Origin of the sequence: Sphingomonas rhamnosi (assembly GCF_036663615.1) — a bacterium.
Classification (GTDB): Bacteria; Pseudomonadota; Alphaproteobacteria; order Sphingomonadales; family Sphingomonadaceae; genus Sphingomonas.
In genome coordinates, this window is sequence record NZ_JAXOJJ010000001.1 from 672,960 (window position 1) to 690,509 (window position 17,550).

16 protein-coding genes, 1 tRNA gene and 2 pseudogenes are annotated in these 17,550 nt (G+C 65.7%); 11 read left to right on the plus strand and 8 right to left on the minus strand.

Features of this window, described 5'->3' with window-relative positions:
- Nucleotides 1-9: 9 nt before the first annotated feature.
- The 3 genes from U1701_RS03265 to U1701_RS03275 are packed head-to-tail and all read left to right on the plus strand — an operon-like array spanning nt 10 to nt 3,549.
- The gene (locus U1701_RS03265; protein ID WP_332781092.1) at nt 10-975 is read left to right on the plus strand and encodes an NAD-dependent epimerase/dehydratase family protein; all 966 of its coding nucleotides are present in this window, start codon (nt 10-12) and stop codon (nt 973-975) included.
- A gap of 11 nt (nt 976-986) precedes the next feature.
- The gene (locus U1701_RS03270) at nt 987-2,933 is read left to right on the plus strand and encodes a polysaccharide biosynthesis protein (protein ID WP_332781093.1); all 1,947 of its coding nucleotides are present in this window, start codon (nt 987-989) and stop codon (nt 2,931-2,933) included.
- The gene (locus U1701_RS03275; RefSeq protein WP_332781094.1) at nt 2,926-3,549 is read left to right on the plus strand and encodes an acetyltransferase; all 624 of its coding nucleotides are present in this window, start codon (nt 2,926-2,928) and stop codon (nt 3,547-3,549) included. Before U1701_RS03270 ends, U1701_RS03275 begins: the two co-directional genes overlap by 8 nt.
- 127 nt (nt 3,550-3,676) lie before the next feature.
- On the opposite strand, the pseudogene U1701_RS03280 reads toward U1701_RS03275, so the two are convergent.
- Together U1701_RS03280 and U1701_RS03285 are read right to left on the minus strand one after the other, a co-directional pair.
- Nucleotides 3,677-3,763: pseudogene (locus U1701_RS03280) on the minus strand (excalibur calcium-binding domain-containing protein); the annotation flags it as partial.
- Between the two features lie 410 nt (nt 3,764-4,173).
- A pseudogene (locus U1701_RS03285) lies at nt 4,174-4,335 on the minus strand (DUF72 domain-containing protein); the annotation flags it as partial.
- 109 nt (nt 4,336-4,444) lie between these two features.
- Between U1701_RS03285 and U1701_RS03290 the strand changes: the two are divergent.
- The 3 genes from U1701_RS03290 (at nt 4,445) to U1701_RS03300 (ending at nt 6,652) form a co-directional block, all read left to right on the plus strand.
- On the plus strand, nt 4,445-4,900 hold the full coding sequence (locus tag U1701_RS03290) for a DUF4126 domain-containing protein (RefSeq protein WP_332781095.1): 456 nt from the start codon (nt 4,445-4,447) through the stop codon (nt 4,898-4,900).
- On the plus strand, nt 4,897-6,270 hold the full coding sequence (locus U1701_RS03295; protein ID WP_332781096.1) for an FAD-containing oxidoreductase: 1,374 nt from the start codon (nt 4,897-4,899) through the stop codon (nt 6,268-6,270). The genes U1701_RS03290 and U1701_RS03295 overlap by 4 nt, the downstream gene beginning before the upstream one ends.
- Nucleotides 6,271-6,349: 79 nt before the next feature.
- On the plus strand, nt 6,350-6,652 hold the full coding sequence (locus tag U1701_RS03300; RefSeq protein WP_332781097.1) for a hypothetical protein: 303 nt from the start codon (nt 6,350-6,352) through the stop codon (nt 6,650-6,652).
- Nucleotides 6,653-6,738: 86 nt separating this feature from the next.
- Here U1701_RS03300 and U1701_RS03305 read toward each other — a convergent pair whose 3' ends face one another.
- Nucleotides 6,739-7,260: a hypothetical protein gene (locus tag U1701_RS03305; RefSeq protein WP_332781098.1), complete on the minus strand. Its 522-nt coding sequence runs from the start codon at nt 7,258-7,260 to the stop codon at nt 6,739-6,741.
- A gap of 188 nt (nt 7,261-7,448) precedes the next feature.
- Nucleotides 7,449-7,522 (minus strand) — tRNA-Gln (locus tag U1701_RS03310).
- A gap of 181 nt (nt 7,523-7,703) precedes the next feature.
- Here U1701_RS03310 and U1701_RS03315 point away from each other — a divergent pair.
- On the plus strand, nt 7,704-8,723 hold the full coding sequence (locus U1701_RS03315; RefSeq protein ID WP_332781099.1) for a Ppx/GppA phosphatase family protein: 1,020 nt from the start codon (nt 7,704-7,706) through the stop codon (nt 8,721-8,723).
- A complete protein-coding gene (locus U1701_RS03320; protein WP_332781100.1) occupies nt 8,720-9,418 on the plus strand; it encodes an RlmE family RNA methyltransferase in 699 nt (232 codons plus the stop codon). The genes U1701_RS03315 and U1701_RS03320 overlap by 4 nt, the downstream gene beginning before the upstream one ends.
- A gap of 346 nt (nt 9,419-9,764) precedes the next feature.
- Here the strand turns inward: U1701_RS03320 and rpoZ are convergent, their stop codons facing one another.
- Nucleotides 9,765-10,109, minus strand: coding sequence for a DNA-directed RNA polymerase subunit omega (gene rpoZ / locus U1701_RS03325; protein WP_147083484.1), 345 nt, complete (start codon nt 10,107-10,109; stop codon nt 9,765-9,767).
- Between the two features lie 115 nt (nt 10,110-10,224).
- On the opposite strand from rpoZ, the gene U1701_RS03330 reads away from it, so the two are divergent.
- Nucleotides 10,225-11,385 carry a phospholipase D-like domain-containing protein gene (locus U1701_RS03330; RefSeq protein WP_332781101.1) on the plus strand — a complete coding sequence of 387 codons (1,161 nt, stop codon included), beginning with the start codon at nt 10,225-10,227 and terminating at the stop codon, nt 11,383-11,385.
- A 51-nt stretch (nt 11,386-11,436) separates the two neighbouring features.
- Here the strand turns inward: U1701_RS03330 and U1701_RS03335 are convergent, their stop codons facing one another.
- Nucleotides 11,437-12,051 (minus strand): class I SAM-dependent methyltransferase, encoded by a 615-nt coding sequence (locus U1701_RS03335; protein ID WP_332781102.1) that lies wholly within the window; start codon nt 12,049-12,051, stop codon nt 11,437-11,439.
- 156 nt (nt 12,052-12,207) lie between these two features.
- Here U1701_RS03335 and U1701_RS03340 point away from each other — a divergent pair, with 156 nt between their 5' ends.
- Nucleotides 12,208-12,528 carry an antibiotic biosynthesis monooxygenase family protein gene (locus tag U1701_RS03340; RefSeq protein WP_332781103.1) on the plus strand — a complete coding sequence of 107 codons (321 nt, stop codon included), beginning with the start codon at nt 12,208-12,210 and terminating at the stop codon, nt 12,526-12,528.
- Nucleotides 12,529-12,577: 49 nt separating this feature from the next.
- Here U1701_RS03340 and U1701_RS03345 read toward each other — a convergent pair whose 3' ends face one another.
- Nucleotides 12,578-14,848, minus strand: coding sequence for a CDC48 family AAA ATPase (locus tag U1701_RS03345; protein WP_332781104.1), 2,271 nt, complete (start codon nt 14,846-14,848; stop codon nt 12,578-12,580).
- A 247-nt stretch (nt 14,849-15,095) separates the two neighbouring features.
- On the opposite strand from U1701_RS03345, the gene U1701_RS03350 reads away from it, so the two are divergent.
- Nucleotides 15,096-15,983, plus strand: coding sequence for a LysR substrate-binding domain-containing protein (locus U1701_RS03350; RefSeq protein WP_332781105.1), 888 nt, complete (start codon nt 15,096-15,098; stop codon nt 15,981-15,983).
- Here the strand turns inward: U1701_RS03350 and U1701_RS03355 are convergent.
- On the minus strand, nt 15,980-17,470 hold the full coding sequence (locus tag U1701_RS03355) for a peptidoglycan DD-metalloendopeptidase family protein (RefSeq protein ID WP_332781106.1): 1,491 nt from the start codon (nt 17,468-17,470) through the stop codon (nt 15,980-15,982). The two genes, U1701_RS03350 and U1701_RS03355, sit on opposite strands and share 4 nt — an antisense overlap.
- Nucleotides 17,471-17,550 lie beyond the last annotated feature (80 nt).

Consider the following 17,550-nt stretch of genomic DNA (forward strand, 5'->3'; position numbering starts at 1 on the left):
CGAAGCGGTATGAAGCGTATCGTCATCACAGGTGCGGATGGCTTTGTCGGCCGTTGGGCGGTCGAGGCACTGACGCAACGTTTTCCTGGTGCGTCGTTGATCCTGACGACGCGCGGTGAATGGCAGGCGACGTGGCGCCTGCCGATCGAAGCGTCCATCGAGCGCTTGGACGTGACCGAGCAGACCGCCGTTGAGAGCTTCATATCCCGCCATCGGCCCGACGGCGTCCTGCATCTGGCGGGCATTTCTGCAGTGCATGATGCCGAAGCGGACGTCTTGCGCGCCTATGACGTCAACCTGCACGGTACGCGGCATCTGGCGCAGTCTTTGCTGACATACGTGCCCGCCGCGCGCTTGGTCCATGTGGGTAGCGCCGACGTCTACGGCGCAACGCTGCAGACCAGTGCGATGCCGTTAGCCGAAGACGCAGTTATCGCACCGTTGAACGCTTATTCTCTGTCCAAGGCGGCGGGGGATCTTACGCTGGGAGCCGCGGCGGCCAATGGTCTGCAAGTCATTCGGCTTCGCCCCTTCAACCATATTGGCCCCGGGCAGGACGATCGCTTCGTGGTAAGCGCGTTTGCGCGCCAGATCGCCGAAATCGAGGCGGGTCGGCGCGAGCCGGTGATGAAGGTTGGCGATCTCTCAGCTACGCGTGAATTTCTCGACGTGCGCGATGTCGCCAGGGCCTATGCGCTGGCATTCGAGGCTCCAGCCCCCTGTTGGCGGGGGACGGTCGTGAATATCGCTGGCGGCCGTCGCATTTGCATCGGGGACATGCTGAACCTGCTCTTGTCTCTCAGTACGGCAAAGGTTTCGGTCCTGCAGGACGCCGCCCTTATCCGCCGAGCGGAAACCGGCTATGCCGGGGGGAATGCCGATAGAGCAAGAATGATGCTAGATTGGCAGCCGGTCATCCCATTCGAAGCGACGCTTTCCGACATCCTGGCGTTCTGGCGCAGTCGAATCAACTAGGATCATACGTCGTGGCGACCACTTTCTTTCACCGCTCGTTGGCTCGCTGGATTTCGCTAATGTCGCGAGGCTCCAAGCGTGGACTCGTCGCACTTCTCGACGCCGCACTCGGTGGGGTATCTGTTTATCTCGCGGTGTGGTTGCGACTGGGGGAGATCCCGCAATCGGGCCTACAATTGTGGCCGGCTACGATTGTGGCCGTCTGTCTCGCATTTCCCGTTTTTGCCGTTGGGGGTCTGTACCGCACGATCTTCAGTCAGGCTGGGTCGCGAGCACTGTTGGTGATCGGTCGCGCCGTCCTGATCTATGGATTGTTCTACGCCACCGTGTTCACGTTCGGGAGCATATCAGGTGTTCCGCGGACGGTGGGGGTCCTTCAGCCCATCTTGCTGTTTCTATTGATGTCGATCTCGCGCGTGTTTGCGCAGGTTTGGCTAAGCGACCTGACAAGCGTGAAGGATCGTCCCCGCGTCCTGATCTATGGCGCCGGGGCATCGGGCCGCCAGTTGGCCGGAGCATTGCGGGGATCCGGGGAAATCCGCGTCGTGGGTTTCATTGATGATGATTCCGCGCTTCATCAAAGCACGATCGACGGCGTTCCGATCATCCCTTCAGCCGCGGCACGGGTGGCGGTCGCACGATTGAACGTGGCCGAAATCTATCTGGCGCTGCCGTCGGTCCCGCGGATCCGGCGCCAGCAGATCATTGAGGAACTCAAACATACCGGCGTCCACGTGCGCACCCTGCCGGGCATTATCGATTTGGCGAGCGGGCGGGTGAGCGTCACCGATTTGCGCGAACTCGATGTCGAGGACCTGCTGGGACGCCCGGCAATCGAACCCGATGCCGTGTTGCTGTCTCGAACGATTGCTGGAAAGACCGTGCTGGTGACCGGCGCCGGAGGCTCGATCGGAAGCGAACTGTGCCGTCAAATCGCGGCTGTTGGACCAACGCGGCTCATACTGTTCGAATTGAACGAATATGCGTTATACTCCATTCATCAGGAGCTATTGAACACCGTTCTGCTTGATTCCTCAGTCGAATGCGTTCCGATCATCGGTTCGGTACTTGACGCGAACCGCTTCGAGGCCCTGCTTGATACATGGGCAGTGGACACGATCTATCATGCCGCCGCATACAAGCATGTGCCGTTGGTTGAACACAATGTGTCACAGGGTATTCAGAACAATATCTTCGGCACGCTGACGATCGCCCGCCTCGCCGGCCGGAAGAAGGTCAAAAACTTCGTTTTGGTGAGCACGGACAAGGCGGTGCGTCCGACGAATGTGATGGGAGCAACCAAGAGGGCGGCGGAACTGACGCTGCAAGCTCTCGACAGGGAATATCCGAGCACCTGTTTCAATATGGTCCGGTTCGGCAACGTCCTGGGATCAAGCGGCTCTGTAGTCCCGTTGTTTCGGCGCCAGATCGCGGCGGGGGGGCCAATCACCATTACCGACTTCGGCGTCGTCCGCTTCTTTATGACTATACCGGAGGCGGCCCAGCTCGTGATTCAGGCGGGCGCCATGGCCGAGGGAGGCGAGGTCTTCGTTCTGGATATGGGAGAACCGATCAAAATACTCGATCTAGCCGAGAAGATGATCCAGCTGTGCGGTCTGACCCGGCGGGATGCGGGCAATCCCGACGGCGAAATCGAGATAGTATCGGTGGGACTGCGCCCAGGCGAAAAGCTTTACGAAGAATTGCTCATCGGCAACAACCCACTAACCACATCTCACCCGCGAATCTTTATGGCACAAGAACCCTATATTCCAATTAGCGAGCTCGAATCCTTTTTGGCGCCACTTGCAGAGGCAGCGCGCGACGAGGATGGTGAGCGGGCCATTGCATTCCTGCGCGAGCTAGTGCCGGAATTTACGCCCGAGCGAGAGACGGTCGACTGGATGCGCGAGAGTGTCAGCGCTCGGCGATCGGTGTCCGTCCGCAGCCATGCCTGACCGGGAAACGAAGAAGCCGTTGTATGTCCTGGGCGCAGGCGGATTTGCCTTGCAGATGCTGGATACGCTTGATCAGTTGGCGGCGCAGGGACGGTCCATCGTCATTGCTGACGATGCAGCGATTGCTGAAATGGCCGGATATCCCGTGGTGGACGTCGCCGATGTTCCCTCGCAGGGCCGCGCGGTCATTGCGATTTCACGGCCGCAAACTCGGCGCTTGGTCGCTGGACGGCGCGATGATCTAGTCTGGGACAGGCTGGTGGCTGACACGGCAATCGTGTCTCGGGCGGCTGCAATGGGTCCCGGCGCCATTCTGGCCCATGGCGTGATCATCGAGGCGAATTGTCGCATTGGCCGGCATTTCCACGCGAACCTTCACAGCTATGTCGCGCATGAATGTATCGTTGGCGATTTCGTCACGATGTCGCCTCGCGTCAGTTGCAACGGAAACGTCCATATTGGGGACAACGTGTTTATCGGAACGGGCGCGATGATCCGGCAAGGTCAGCCTGATGCGCCGTTGGTAATTGGCGAGGGGGCATTTATCGGCATGGGAGCGATCGTCACGCGGAATGTCCCACCAGGTACGGTCGTCAAGGCGGTTGCGGCGATCTAGAGGCCGTTTGGCTGTGCGCAATCTCTATTGGCACATGATTCTGGATTTCCGGAATATGCCGATCGAGCCGCATGCGATCGCAGCTGGCATTCAGGATAGTCTCCGCCTGATCGTTCTTCATCGAACTTTATTCGCAAGCCACTCCGTCCCCATCACGATCTAGATGCGAAGCAAACCCCGGATCACCCGCACGGATCGGCGTGACCCCCGCGGCGCGCGCGGCAGATCAGTTCCGGTAATAGACCGGCTCATCAGTCGTTCCGTATACGCGGTCATCGCGCGGCTCGTCCGCGGCCGTCGTCAGATGGTCGGTCATCGACTCTTCGGCGGCATCCACAGAGCCGGTTGAGCCCCTGCCTCGACAAGCGACATTGTCGGTGCCGACCTCGTCGGCGCTTCCGGCGTGCCGGACCACCGTCCGACTAGGAACGCCACAACGCCGACGGCCGCGAGCGTACCGCCCGTATACCGCCGTTGCTGCCTCGGCGTGGTCAAAAGCAATGCCCGGTCAACGCCGGGCTGTTTGGGCTTCGCCGCCGGTTCCTAGGAGAGCCATGATCCAGCCGACAATCACCAATACGGGATGCGAGTGCCAGAATGGCAGGCTCAGAACTGCGACGAGCAGGTCGCGGGCTTCTGGCTGCCATAATAGGTGCCGTTGATCTCGATCGCGGTGACGTGGCTCGCGGCGTACTCCAGCTCGCGCTTCTGCGGCCATTTCTCGGGATAGAAGGTCCCGCGCCACGGCTCGTAGGTCCAGCCGCCAATACCGATTCGCATGGTCATGCGCGCCAGTATACGCCAACATCGCGCCGTGGCGACGCGTGCCATCTCGATGCTGGTATAACGGGAAAGATCGCCTATCCTGGCGCCGGAACACCATGGGGAGACTGCCATGCTTCTGTTCGCCTTGCTTATCGGCATCATCGCCGGCCTTCGCGCCCTCACCGCCCCTGCCGCCGTCAGCTGGGCGGCGCATTCCGGCGGGCTGCCGCTCGACGGCACGCTGCTCGCCTTTCTCGGCTATCGCTTCACGCCGTGGATCCTCACGCTGCTGGCGCTCGGCGAACTCGTCACCGACAAGCTGGCCGGCACGCCCAGTCGCAAGGTGCCACCGCAGTTCATCGCGCGGATGCTGATGGGCGGGCTAAGCGGCGGCGCGATCGGCGCGTCGATCGGCAGCCTGTGGCCCGGCGTCGGTCTCGGCATCGTCGGCGCGGTGCTCGGCACCTATGGCGGTGCCGCGGCGCGCGCGCGGCTTGCCCAGGCGTTCGGACGCGATCGGCCCGCGGCGCTGATCGAGGATATCGTCGCGATCCTCGGTGCCGCGCTGATCGTCACCGCATTGTGAGGCGGTTCGACGCGATCGTCATCGGCGCAGGCCAGGCGGGCCCGGCGCTGGCGGGTCGGCTGACCGGCGCGGGGATGACCGTCGCACTGATCGAGCGTGCGCAGATCGGCGGTACCTGCGTCAACACCGGCTGCACCCCGACCAAGGCGATGGTGGCGAGCGCCTATGCCGCGCACCTCGCCCGCCGCGCCGCCGAGTACGGCGTCGGCACCGGCACGGTGACGGTCGATTTCCCCGCGGTGATCGCGCGCGCGCAACGGATTTCCGCGACATCGCGCGAGAACAACGAAACGTGGCTGGCCGGCATGGCGGGACTGACGCTGATCCGCGGCCATGCCCGCCTCACCAGCCCGACGACGATCGCGGTCGGCGACGAGGAACTGACCGCGCCGCGCATCTTCCTGAACGTCGGTGGCCGCGCCGCCCGGCCGCCGATGCCGGGCAGCGATGACGTCCGCACGCTAACCAACGCCGACCTGCTGACACTGGACGTCCTGCCCGAGCATCTCGTCATCGTCGGTGGCAGCTATATCGGCCTGGAATTCGCGCAGATGTTCCGCCGGTTCGGATCGCAAGTCACCATCGTCGAAAAGGGCCCGCGACTGATCGCACGCGAAGACCCCGAGATCAGCGACGCGATCCGCGCGATGCTGGAGGCCGAGGGCATCACGGTGCGCACCGGCGCGACCTGCATCGCCTTCGCCCCCGATCCCGGCGGCATCGCGGTCGGCGTCGACTGCAGCGACGGCGAGCCGCAGGTAGTGGGCAGCCACGTGCTGCTCGCGGTTGGCCGAACCCCGAACACCGACGATCTCGGGCTCGACGCCGCTGGCGTCGCGGTCGACGCGCACGGCTATATCACCGTCAACGACCGGCTCGCGACCAATGTCCAGGGTATCTGGGCACTGGGCGACTGCAACGGCCGCGGCGCGTTCACGCACACCGCGTGGAACGACTATGAAATCGTCGCCGCCGACCTGCTCGACCTGTGCGACCGCCGGCTCAGCCAGCGGCTGCCCGGCTATGCGCTCTACACCGATCCGCCGCTCGGCCGCGTCGGCATGACCGAGACGCAGGCGCGCGAGGCCGGCCGGCCGCTGCTTGTCGCCAGCCGCCCGATGACGCGCGTCTCGCGCGCGGTCGAGAAGGGCGAGACGACCGGGCTGATGAAGATCGTCGCGGATGCGCAGACTCGCCGTATCCTCGGCGCCGCGATCCTGGGGACCGGCGGCGACGAGGCGATCCACGGCATCCTCGACATGATGCACGCCGGCCAGCCGCTCGACACGCTGCGCTGGGCAGTGCCGATCCACCCTACCGTGTCGGAACTGATCCCCACCCTGCTGGCCGAGCTGAAGCCCGCCCCCTGAGCCCACGCGCTTGCGACCAAAGGGCGCGGACGCTACCCGCTGCGGCCTCTCCCCCCGACGAGCATCCGATATGGCCGACATGACCTTCGATATCCCCCATGACCTCGGCGCGCAGGAGGCGCGGCGGCGGATCGAGGCGGGCCTACCAAAACTCGCGGCGCACATCCCCGGCGGCGGGACGGTGGTACCGCGATGGCTGGGCGAGGATCGGTTGGCGCTGGCGATCAAAGCGATGGGTCAGACGATCACCGCCGATCTCGATATCGGCGAGACGAGCGTCGGCGGAATCGTCAAGATCCCGATGATGCTGGCGATGATGGCGGGGCCGATCGGCGAGTTCGTGAAGACCAGCGCAGAGAAGATGCTGGCAAAGCCGGCCTGAACGCCACCGACGGTCGGCGGTACGAAAAAAGGGCGCCCCGATTATGGAGCGCCCCTCGTTCGATCGGTTCCGGAAATCTGCGGCGGTTATGCCATCGCAACCTTGGTCCGCGTCGCGCTGTGTCCGCCCGAGCGATACAGCACGTCCGACGCCGTTTCGGGGCTGACGCTGGACGCGCCGGTGTCGACCGAGACGAAGACGCCGCCTTCGTTGATGCGGCCCTCGTAATAGCTCGCGTCGACGCGGCTGACGCCGTGGTCGGTCATCACCTTCTCGAGGCCGCCGACTGCGCCGCCCAGCGCTGCGCCGGTAACCGCCGCCGCGGGAATAGCCGCCGACGCGATGGCACCCGCCGCGACCAGCGGGCCGACGCCGGGGATCGCGAGCGCGGCGATGCCGAGCAGCGTGCCGATCCCGGCACCCGCGGCGACCTTGCCGACGAACTCCTGCGTGTCGGCACCGCTGCCATCGGTGGTGGTGTTCTTGCCATCATGCTGAGCAACGATCGAAATGGCGCTGTCGCGAACCCCAGCGCTGCGGAGATCGGACACCGCGCGTTCGGCTTCGGCATGGGTATCGAATACGGCGGATACCAAATTGGTGCTCATCGTCATTCCTCTCGCGTTCGTTTGCAAAGACACGAGACACAAGCCGCCGGACGCCGCGATCGTTCCGCGAATTGAGGGTTAGCGCCGTGCTAACCAAACCCACGCAGAGCGTTCCAATGGGGCCGTCAAGAGCGAGCCACGATCCGATCTAAGGTGGTGGATTCTCAATCGCGTGAGCGAGAGAAGGCTGGATGCCCCGTGAGGATTCGAACCTCAATAGGCGGTATCAGAAACCGCAGTCTTACCATTAGACGACGGGGCATCAGCGGTCGGCGATCTAGGCGGCGGCTCCGGTCCTGTCAACGCCTTGCGCACCGTGCGCGGTGCTTACCTTGTTCTCGGGCCGGTGCTGCGCTACGTTGTAGGCAAGCACCGAGCGGGTATCGTCCCGCGACGGCAGATATATAGCGAGTTTTGCGGCGATGGGGGATGGTTCCGCCCGAATGCCGTACCGGCAGGACACTCCTGCCCGTCCGGCGGCGACCCGGCCCTCTCGTGGCCGTTGGTCCGATGCGCAGGCCTTTGCCGCGCTGGACCTGGGTACCAACAATTGCAGATTGCTGATCGCACGGCCGATGAACGGCGGGTTTGCGGTGATCGACGCGTTTTCGCGGATCGTCCGATTGGGCGAGGGTCTCGCCGCGACCGGGCGCCTGAGCGATGCGGCGATCGAGCGTACCATCGCCGCGCTGCGCGTCTGCTCGGACAAGCTGAAGCGCCGCAACGTCACGCTGGCGCGCTCGGTCGCGACCGAGGCGTGCCGGCGCGCGACCAACGGCGAAGCATTCATCGCGCGCGCGCTGGAAGAGACCGGGATCCATCTCGACATCATTTCGGCCGAAGAGGAAGCGCGGCTGGCGGTGCTCGGCTGCCACGCGCTGATCGAGCCGGGCGACGACCCTGCGCTGATCTTCGACATCGGAGGCGGATCGACCGAACTGGTGCTGATCGATACGTCGACGACCCTGCCGACTGTGCTCGACTGGCATTCTGCGCCGTGGGGCGTGGTGTCGCTGACCGAACATGCCGGCGGCGGCAGCGGCGAACAGGGGCGGCGCGATGCCTATGCGCGGATGCGCGACATCGTCGGACGCAGCTTCGCCGACTTCGCCGCCCGATTGCCGCGCGACGTCGATCGGCCGCGGCTGCTCGGTACCAGCGGCACGGTAACGACCCTCGGCAGCGTGCATCTGGGGCTCAGCCATTACGACCGCGCGGTGGTCGACGGGCTGATCGTGCCCGCGAGCGCGATGCGGAAGATCAGCGCCGACCTGTCGCACATGGCGATCGAGGAGCGGGCGAAACTGCCGTGCATCGGCAACGAGCGCGCCGACCTGGTGGTCGCGGGCTGCGCGATATTGGAGACGATCATGGATTTGTGGCCAGCCGAACGCATCGGCATTGCCGACCGCGGCATCCGCGAGGGCATCTTGCGCCGCCTGATGGGGGCGCAGAAGCCATGAGTCGCGGGGGCTCCGGCGGGCATACCCGCGTGCTGACCGCGCGGAAACGCACGCCGCAATCGACGCGCTGGCTCGAGCGGCAACTGAACGACCCGTACGTCAAGCGCGCCAAGGCCGACGGCTTTCGCAGTCGTGCGGCGTACAAGCTGAGCGAACTCGACGAGCGGTTCGCGTTCCTGCGCGGGAAGAAGCGCGTCGTCGATCTGGGGCTGGCGCCAGGCGGCTGGGCGCAGGTGTTGCGGCGTCGGCTGCCCAGTGCGACCGTGGTGGGCATCGACCTGTTGCCGGTCGACCCGATCGACGGGGTGACGATCCTGGAGATGGATTTCCTCGACGATGCCGCGCCGGGGAAGCTGATCGAGGCGCTGGGTGGCGCGCCGGATCTGGTGCTGTCGGATATGGCGGCGAACACGGTGGGACATCCGCAGACCGATGCGCTGCGCACGATGGCGCTGGTCGAAACCGCGCTCGATTTCGCGTGCGACGTGCTCGTGCCGGGCGGCGCGTTCGTGGCCAAAGTGTTTGCCGGGGGCGCGGATTCGCAGCTGGTGGCCGAGATGAAGCGGAATTTCAACAGCGTGAAGCATGCGAAGCCGCCGGCGAGCCGCAAGGGATCGGTCGAGTGGTTCGTGGTCGCGCAGGGGTTCAAGGGACGTTCTTCGCGGGAAGCCGTCGCCGACGACGACGAGGAATAACCCTTCGTCACCCCGGACTTGGTCCGGGGTCCACCGTGCAGCGTACCAAGAGGCCTGAGAGTATGCGGCACGGTGGATGCCGGAACGCGTCCGGCATGACGGATTGGGACGTCTAATCCCCGTTCGCCCTCAGCGAAGTAGAAGGGCTGCGTTCGGGTCTTGTGCTTCGACTACGCTCAGTACGAACGGGCAGGGAAACAGACACGAAAAAGCCCGTGAGGGTCACCCACGGGCTTGTTCATATCTCAGCGCCGCGGCGAAGCCGCGTCGTCGGTCGGGCTCTGCCCGCCGGCCGGCATTCGCCTGATCGCGATCTAACGCTATGCGTTAGATCGCTGGCTCATGCTCACCCCTCGTAATCGGCACCCAGATTCTGGTTCCGCGGCGGGGCGGCGGCGGTCAGGCGGAGCGCCTCGGCCGAAGCGGACAGGCTGCCGACGGCATCGACCTCGTCGTCGTCGTCGACGCGGACCTTTTGCAGACCCTGGATCACCTGCTCCTTGAGATGCGCAGGCTTGACGTTCTGGTCGGCGATCTCGCGCAGCGCAACGACCGGGTTCTTGTCGCGGTCGCGCTCGAGCGTCAGTTCGGCGCCGCCCGAGATCTGGCGCGCACGCTGGGCTGCGAACAGCACCAGGTCGAACCGGTTGGGGATCTTGTCGACGCAATCCTCGACGGTAACGCGCGCCATGCCGCTTCCTCGCAACAACGATAATTGGGAACGGGTCGCCTACGCTGCAGCCGGCGCCAAGTCAAGAAATGCGCATACTTGCCATGACGGCGCGTGCTGGCCATCACGCGCCGTCATGGAAACGCCTGCGCCGCAACCCAGCTTCACCGTCGATGGCAACACGCTGACGCTGCTCGACACCGGCCCACGGCGGCTCGACGCGCTGCTCGCGCTGATCGACGGCGCCGAGCGTACGCTGCGCATCCTCTATTACATCTACGCCGACGACGAATCGGGGCGGCGCGTGAATGCGGCGCTGATCGCCGCCGCCGAGCGCGGCGTCACGGTGTCGCTGATCGTCGACGGGTTCGGCAGCGACGACTCGGATGACGGCTTCTTTGATCCGGTCGAGGCAGCCGGCGTGGGGGTCTGCCGCTTCTCGGCCAGCTTCGGACGCCGCTATCTGCTGCGCAACCACCAGAAGCTGGCACTTGCCGACGAATGCCGGATCATCATCGGCGGGTTCAACGTCGAGGACGATTATTTCGGCACGGTTGCCGAGCAAGCGTGGCGCGACCTGGGGTTGCTGGTCGAGGGGCCGGCGGCTGGACGGATGGCGGGCTATTTCGATGCGCTCAAGGACTGGATTCACGATGGCAGGGGGCGGCTGCGCCGGCTCAACGCGGCGCTGGCCCGGTGGAGCGAGAGCCAGGGGACGACGCGCTGGCTGATCGGTGGGCCGACGCGCAAACTGTCACCCTGGGCGCGCGCGGTGCGGGACGACATGCGCGGGGGCAGCCGGATCGACGTCATCGCCGGCTATTTCACGCCAAGCCCCGCGCTACTGCGGCGGCTCGACCGCGCGGGCAAGCGGCGCGCCGCGGTGCGGATCGTCACCGCCAGCAAATCCGACAACACTGCGACGATCGCCGCGGCGCGCTTCACCTATGCCGGGTTGCTGCGCAAGGGCGTGCGGGTGTTCGAATATCAGCCGACCAAGCTGCACACCAAACTCTATGTGATCGATGACGCGGTCCATATCGGCTCGGCTAATTTCGACATGCGCAGCCTGTTCATCAACCTGGAACTGATGCTGCGGATCGAAGACCCGGCGTTTGCCGAGCATGTGCGCGGCTATGTCGATGGCGAGGTGGCGAAGTCGACGGAGATCACTGCGGAGTCCTACCGCGCGCAGACCGGGTGGCTACAGCGGGTGAAGCAGTTCGGGGCGTATTTCCTGGTCGCTGTGGTCGACCCGAATGTGTCGCGGGGATTGAATTTCGGGATTGACGAGTAAGAGGTGGGGCGCAGCGATGCGCTTCGCTCGCAGGCGCAGCCTGCGCCTTCGCTAGGACTTCCACGCCCAGTATAGCTGCGCCGGCGGCACGTTCCACCACTCCATGTCGTGGTCGATCGTGGTGAAATGCGGGGTGAGGAAATCCTTCACCTTGGGGCTGAACTGATAGACCAGGAACGCGCCGCCCGGACGCAACACCGCGTGCGTGGCGTCGGCGATCGCCGGGCCGACGCCGGGGGGCAACGTCGAGAAAGGCAGGCCCGACAGCACGTAATCGGCCGACTCGAAGCCATGGTCGGTCACGATCGTCTGCACGTCTGCGGCCGAGCCGAGTACCGCGAAGAAACGCGGGTCGGTGATCGTATGGCGCAGATAGCGGATGAAATCGGGATTGGTGTCGATCACGATCAGCTTGGCGTCGGGCGCCATCCGATCGAGGATCGGGCGGCAGAAGGTGCCGACGCCCGGGCCATATTCGACGAACAGCTTGCAGTTCGCCCAGTCGACCCGGTCGAGCATTTTCCGAATCAGCTTGTCCGACGACGGCACGATCGAACCGACCATTACCGGATGTTTCAGAAAGCCCTGGAAGAACATCTGCCACGGGGACGGTACGCCGGCGGGACGGGTGCGCGCACGTCGGGCGGCGGTGGTCGAACTGGGCATCACGTTCCTTAATCTCAGGGGCTCGCACGCTGGCGAAGCTTTGCCCCTTCCGTCGCACGATTTCCGAACGCGTTTCAAGCTCCGCGGTTGCATCGGCGTAACGCGTTCCCACTCGCCCGTCTTGCGACGCAACCGCCAGAGCCTAAAAGCGGGCGCATGCAGAACGACCGAAACGGGCAGATCGCGGTCATCTTCGTCTCGCATCGCACCGATGCGGACGCCGCGGGCTATGCCGCAGCCGCGGAGGCGATGGACCGGCTCGCCGCCGCGCAACCCGGCTATCGCGGGGTCGACAGCGCACGCGGGCCAGACGGGATCGGGATCACGGTCAGCTATTGGGCGAACGAGGCCGCGGCGATCGCATGGCGCGGGCACGCCGAGCACAGCGCGATCCGCGAGGCGGGGCGTGCACGCTGGTATGACTGGTACACCGTGTCGGTGACCCAGGTGACGCGCAGCTACCACTGGGCGCGATAGTCCGTCCTGGACGTGTTCCGGAGACAGAACACGTCCAGCATGACGCCAGTCAGTCGTCGCGTTTCGGAAACGCAAAGCCGATCGGCTGGATCGCGGTTGCGTCCTGTTTCAAACGCGCCGCCATCTGTTCGTATTCGCGCTCGGTTTCCGGCGTCACGCTGGCGCGCGATTCGGTGAGCGCCTTTTCGAAGTCGGCCATCGTCACCTGCGTCGATTCGATCGCGCGACGCAGCGCAACGAGCCCGGCCCGGCGAACGACGTCCTCCAGATCGGCGCCGCTGAACCGATCGGTGCGGCCCGCGATAACGTCCAGATCGACGTCCTCAGCTAGCGGCATCTTTTGCGTTTGGATGCCCAGGATACGGCGGCGCCCTGCCTTGTCCGGCACACCGACATAGACGAGCTCATCGAACCGGCCCGGCCGCAGCAACGCCGGGTCGATCAGGTTCGGGCGGTTGGTCGCACCGATCACGACGACCGACTGCAATTCCTCCAGCCCGTCCATCTCGGCGAGGATCGTGTTGACCACCCGCTCGGTCACCTGCGGCTCCCCCGCCCCCGAGCCCCGCGCGGGCACCAGCGAATCGAGTTCGTCGATGAAGATCACGCACGGTGCGACCTGGCGTGCGCGGCTGAACAGCCGGGCGATCTGCTGCTCGCTCTCGCCATACCATTTGCTCAGCAAGTCGCTCGACTTGGTGGCGATGAAGTTCGCCTCCGCTTCGCGCGCGACCGCCTTGGCGAGCAGCGTCTTGCCGGTGCCCGGCGGGCCGTAGAGCAAGAAGCCCTTGGCCGGCCGGATGCCGAGGCGCCGGAACGCGTCGGGGTTCTTGAGCGGAAGCTCGACGCCCTCCTTCAGCCGCATCTGCGCGTCGTCGAGACCGCCGACATCCGCCCAGCGCACCGTCGGCGCCTGCACCATCACTTCGCGCATTGCCGAGGGCTGGACGCGCTTCAACGCACCCAGAAAATCCTCGCGCGTCACCGACAGTTCGTCGAGCACCTCGGGCGGGATGGTGCGTTCCTCGAGGTTCAGTTTCGGCATGATCCGCCGTACCGCCTCGATCGCCGCCTCGCGGGTCAGCGCGGCAAGGTCGGCGCCGACAAAGCCGTAGGTGGTGCGCGCGAGTTCATCGAGATCGACCCGGTCGCCGAGCGGCATGCCGCGGGTGTGGATGCCGATGATCTCGCGGCGCCCGCGTTCGTCGGGGACGCCGACGACGATCTCGCGGTCGAACCGGCCAGGACGCCGGAGCGCCTCGTCGATCGCTTCCGGACGGTTCGTGGCCGCAATCACCACGAGGTTGGCGCGCGATTCGAGCCCGTCCATCAGCGTCAACAGCTGCGCGACGAGCCGCTTCTCCGCCTCGCCCGACACCTGCCCGCGCTTCGGCGCGATCGAGTCGATCTCGTCGATGAAGACGATCGACGGCGCGGCCTTGGCGGCTTCCTCGAACACCTGGCGCAGCTTGCCCTCGGACTCGCCGTACGCCGAGCCCATGATCTCCGGCCCGTTGATCAGGAAGAACTGGGCGTCCGATTCGTTGGCGACCGCGCGCGCAAGCCGCGTCTTGCCGGTTCCGGGCGGGCCGTGCAGCAACACGCCCTTGGGCGGATCGACGCCGAGGCGCTGGAACAGCTCGGGGTAGCGCAGCGGTAGCTCGACCATCTCGCGCAACTGGTCGATGGTCTGCGCCATGCCGCCGATATCGTCATAGGTGACGTCGGCCCGGCGCGCGTCGGACGGTTCCTCATATTCGGGCCGCAGCTCGATCTCGGTATTCTCGTCAATATGCACGACGCCCTTGGGGCTCGCCGCGATCACCGCGAGGCGAATTTCCTGCAACGCATAGGCCGGTGCGTTCATGAACTGCTGGACGTTTGGCGGCATGTTGCCGACGCGCTGGTGCCCCGCGGTCGCGACGATGTCGCCCTGGCAGAGCGGCCGGCCGAGAAAGGTGCGCTTCAGCGCGTTGGTCGATCCCTGCAACCGCAGATTCTGCTGCGCCGGCGCAAAGACGACCCGCGTCGCGGGCTTCGATTCGGCTTTCCGGACTTCGACGAAATCGCCCGACCCGACGCCGGCGTTCGCGCGCTGCAAGCCATCGATGCGAACGATGTCGAGCCCCTCGTCCTCGGGATACGGCCCGACGGCGCGCGCGGGCGTGTTCTGCTTGCCGACGATCTCGATCACGTCGCCCTCGGCGATCTGCAGCGCCGCCATCAGCGCGCGCGGCAGATGCGCCAGCCCGCGGCCGCTGTCCTCGGCACGGGAATTCGCCACCTGGATCTTCCGGGTGGGGGTTTCGCTGTCGGCCATGATGATCCCTTCGGCTTGGTAGCGCGTGAGATAGGAGCCCGGTTCCCGGCCGGTTAGGACTTGAAACGACAAAAAAAGGGCCAGCCCCGAAAGGCCAGCCCATGAAAGTTTTTAGGAGAGGATGCCTGAAAGGCGAGATCGTTTTCGCCGACGGCGGTTCATGTTGCAAGTGCGAAAGGAATCACTACGATTGCAGTTCACGCAATCGTCGGTACGATTGCACATAACGACTCCGGGGGAGGTGACCATGCGCAGACTGCCTCCATTGGGAGCCATCGAGGCCTTTGTGCAGGTCGCCAGGCTCGGGTCGATCAAGGCGGCCGCCGAAGATCTCGCACTGTCCGCACCGGCGCTCAGCCGCCGCGTGCAAAGCCTGGAACGCTTTATCGGCAAGCCGCTGTTCGCACGTCGCCACCAGGCGATGGTGCTCAACGGCGATGGCGAGCGGCTACTCGCGCAGATCGCGCCGGTGCTCGACAGCCTGTCGGACGCGGTCGAATCGATGACCAGCGGTACCGAAGTGCTGCGGTTGCGGCTCGGCATCCTGCCGCTGTTCGCGTCGCAACGCCTGTTTCCGCGGCTGGGCGAGCTGCGCATCTCGCATCCCGAATTGCATCTCGACATCGACACCGCGGGGCACGGCGTGTCGCGGCTGGGCGACGGGCTCGACGCGGTGATCGCGTTGCAGCGCGAGATCGACCCGACGCTCTACGCGAAGCGGCTCGATCGCAATTCGGTGTATGTGATCGGCGCGCGCTCGCTGCTCGACCGCGCCGATCCGGTGATCCGCCCCGCGCAATTGTCCGAACTGACCGCGCTGCTGCACCGCGACATGCCCGACACCTTCACCGCTTGGCGCACGGCGGCGGGGCTCGAGGATATCGATCCGCTGGCGATCGATCATTTCGATTCGGGCGCGCTGATGCTCGAGGCGGCGGCGCAAGGGCTGGGCATCGCGTTCATGCATGCAAGCCATTTCGAGGATGCCAACGACCCGCGGCTGGTACGGCTGTTCGATATCGAGGTGGAGAGCCCGTACAGCTATTGGTTCGTGTGCCGCCCGCGGGCGTTGCAGCAAAAGCCGGTAAAGCTGTTCCACGACTGGCTGATCAAGACGATCGCCTCGGGGGTCTAGGCCCCGACCCGCACCGCCAGCAACCGCGCGACCTTGGCCTTGAACGCGCGTAGCTGTTCCCCGGACAGCGCCGCGACGCTGGTGAACGATACCGCGCGGGGATTGATCGCGGCGCCGTTGCGCCAGACCTCCCAGTGCAAATGGGGGCCTGTCGACATGCCCGTCGAGCCGACATAGCCGATCAGCTGGCCCTGCCGCACGCGGGTGCCCGCCGGCACCGCGATGCGGCTCATATGGCCATAGCCGCTCGCCATGCCCCCGCCATGCACCAGTTTGACGAAATTGCCGTAGCCGCCGGTACGCCCGGCGAACGCGACGACCCCGTCGGTCATCGCGTGGATCGGCGCTCCATAGGGCGCGCCGATGTCGAGCCCCTTGTGCATCCGGGTGAAGCCCAGCAGCGGATGCATGCGCAAACCGAAGCTCGAGGTGATCCGCCCCGCGACGGGCATGCCCGAGACCGCGCGGCGCTCGGTCTGGCCGTTCGCGTCGAACCAGCCGCCGATCGCCGAGTCCGCGTTGGACGGGTCCGCACCGAAGCGTACCAGCTGTAGCGTGCGCCGCCCCTGGTCGAGCCCGGCGAACAGCAGATCGCCGATCCGCGTTTCGCCGGTCGCGGCGCGTTCGCGTGCGACGACGAGGTCGAAACGGTCCGCTGCGGTGACGTCGCGGCCGATCGACAGTCGCGTCGCCATCGCCTTGATATACGCCTCGATGATCTTCGCCGGGACACCCGCGGCGCGCGCCGAGCGATACAGGCTCGAGCCGACCAGCCCCTGAATCCGCAGCGGCGTGGTATCGACCGCGATCGGCTTGCGCGTCATCGCCAGGCCGGTCGCCGCACGCGTCAGCGACAGGCCGAGATCGAACCGCGCGCGGAAATCGAGCGTCTCGAGCGGCCGCGCGACGGTGCGATCCGCGCGGCGGCCGAGCGTCAGCGCGATCCGGGTGCCGGCCTTGATGTCGTCGGGGTTGACCGCCTGCGAGACCAGCGCGGCGGCGGCCTCCGCGTCGCTTCGCCCGACACCGGCGCGGATCAGCGCGCGATCGAGCGCGTCGCCTTCGCCGAGCGTCGCGGACAGTTCGACGGTCGGGCGTTCGGGCGCCTCGGCCAACGGCGCGACCAGGTCGTTCGCCGCCATATGGCGGCCGGTGGCGGCGCCGAGCGCGAGCGGCGAGATCGCCTGCGCGCGTGATTCATCCCATTCGGCGCCCGCCAGCGGCGCGGGTACGGCACCGATCAGCGGGCGGACGCCAGGCGACAGCATCCAGGTTGCGGCGCACAACGCAGCGCAGGTCGCCAATCCCCGCCACCATTCGCGCGATCCGACGCGCGACCCGAGATCGGGGACCCAATCGATATGTGACAGCGTATCGCGCAGCGTTTCGAGCCGGGTCGGCGCCTGGTACGCTAGGATCGCACGGCCGAATGCCCGGGCGTTGGTCCCGCCAGCAAGCTCCAGTCCTTGATCATCACGAACAAACACGCAGGCACTTTCGCAAGGGACGCCAGTTGCTCGGCTGTCCGCGCGGGGGTTGTGGATACGAGATGCTAAAGTCAAATTAA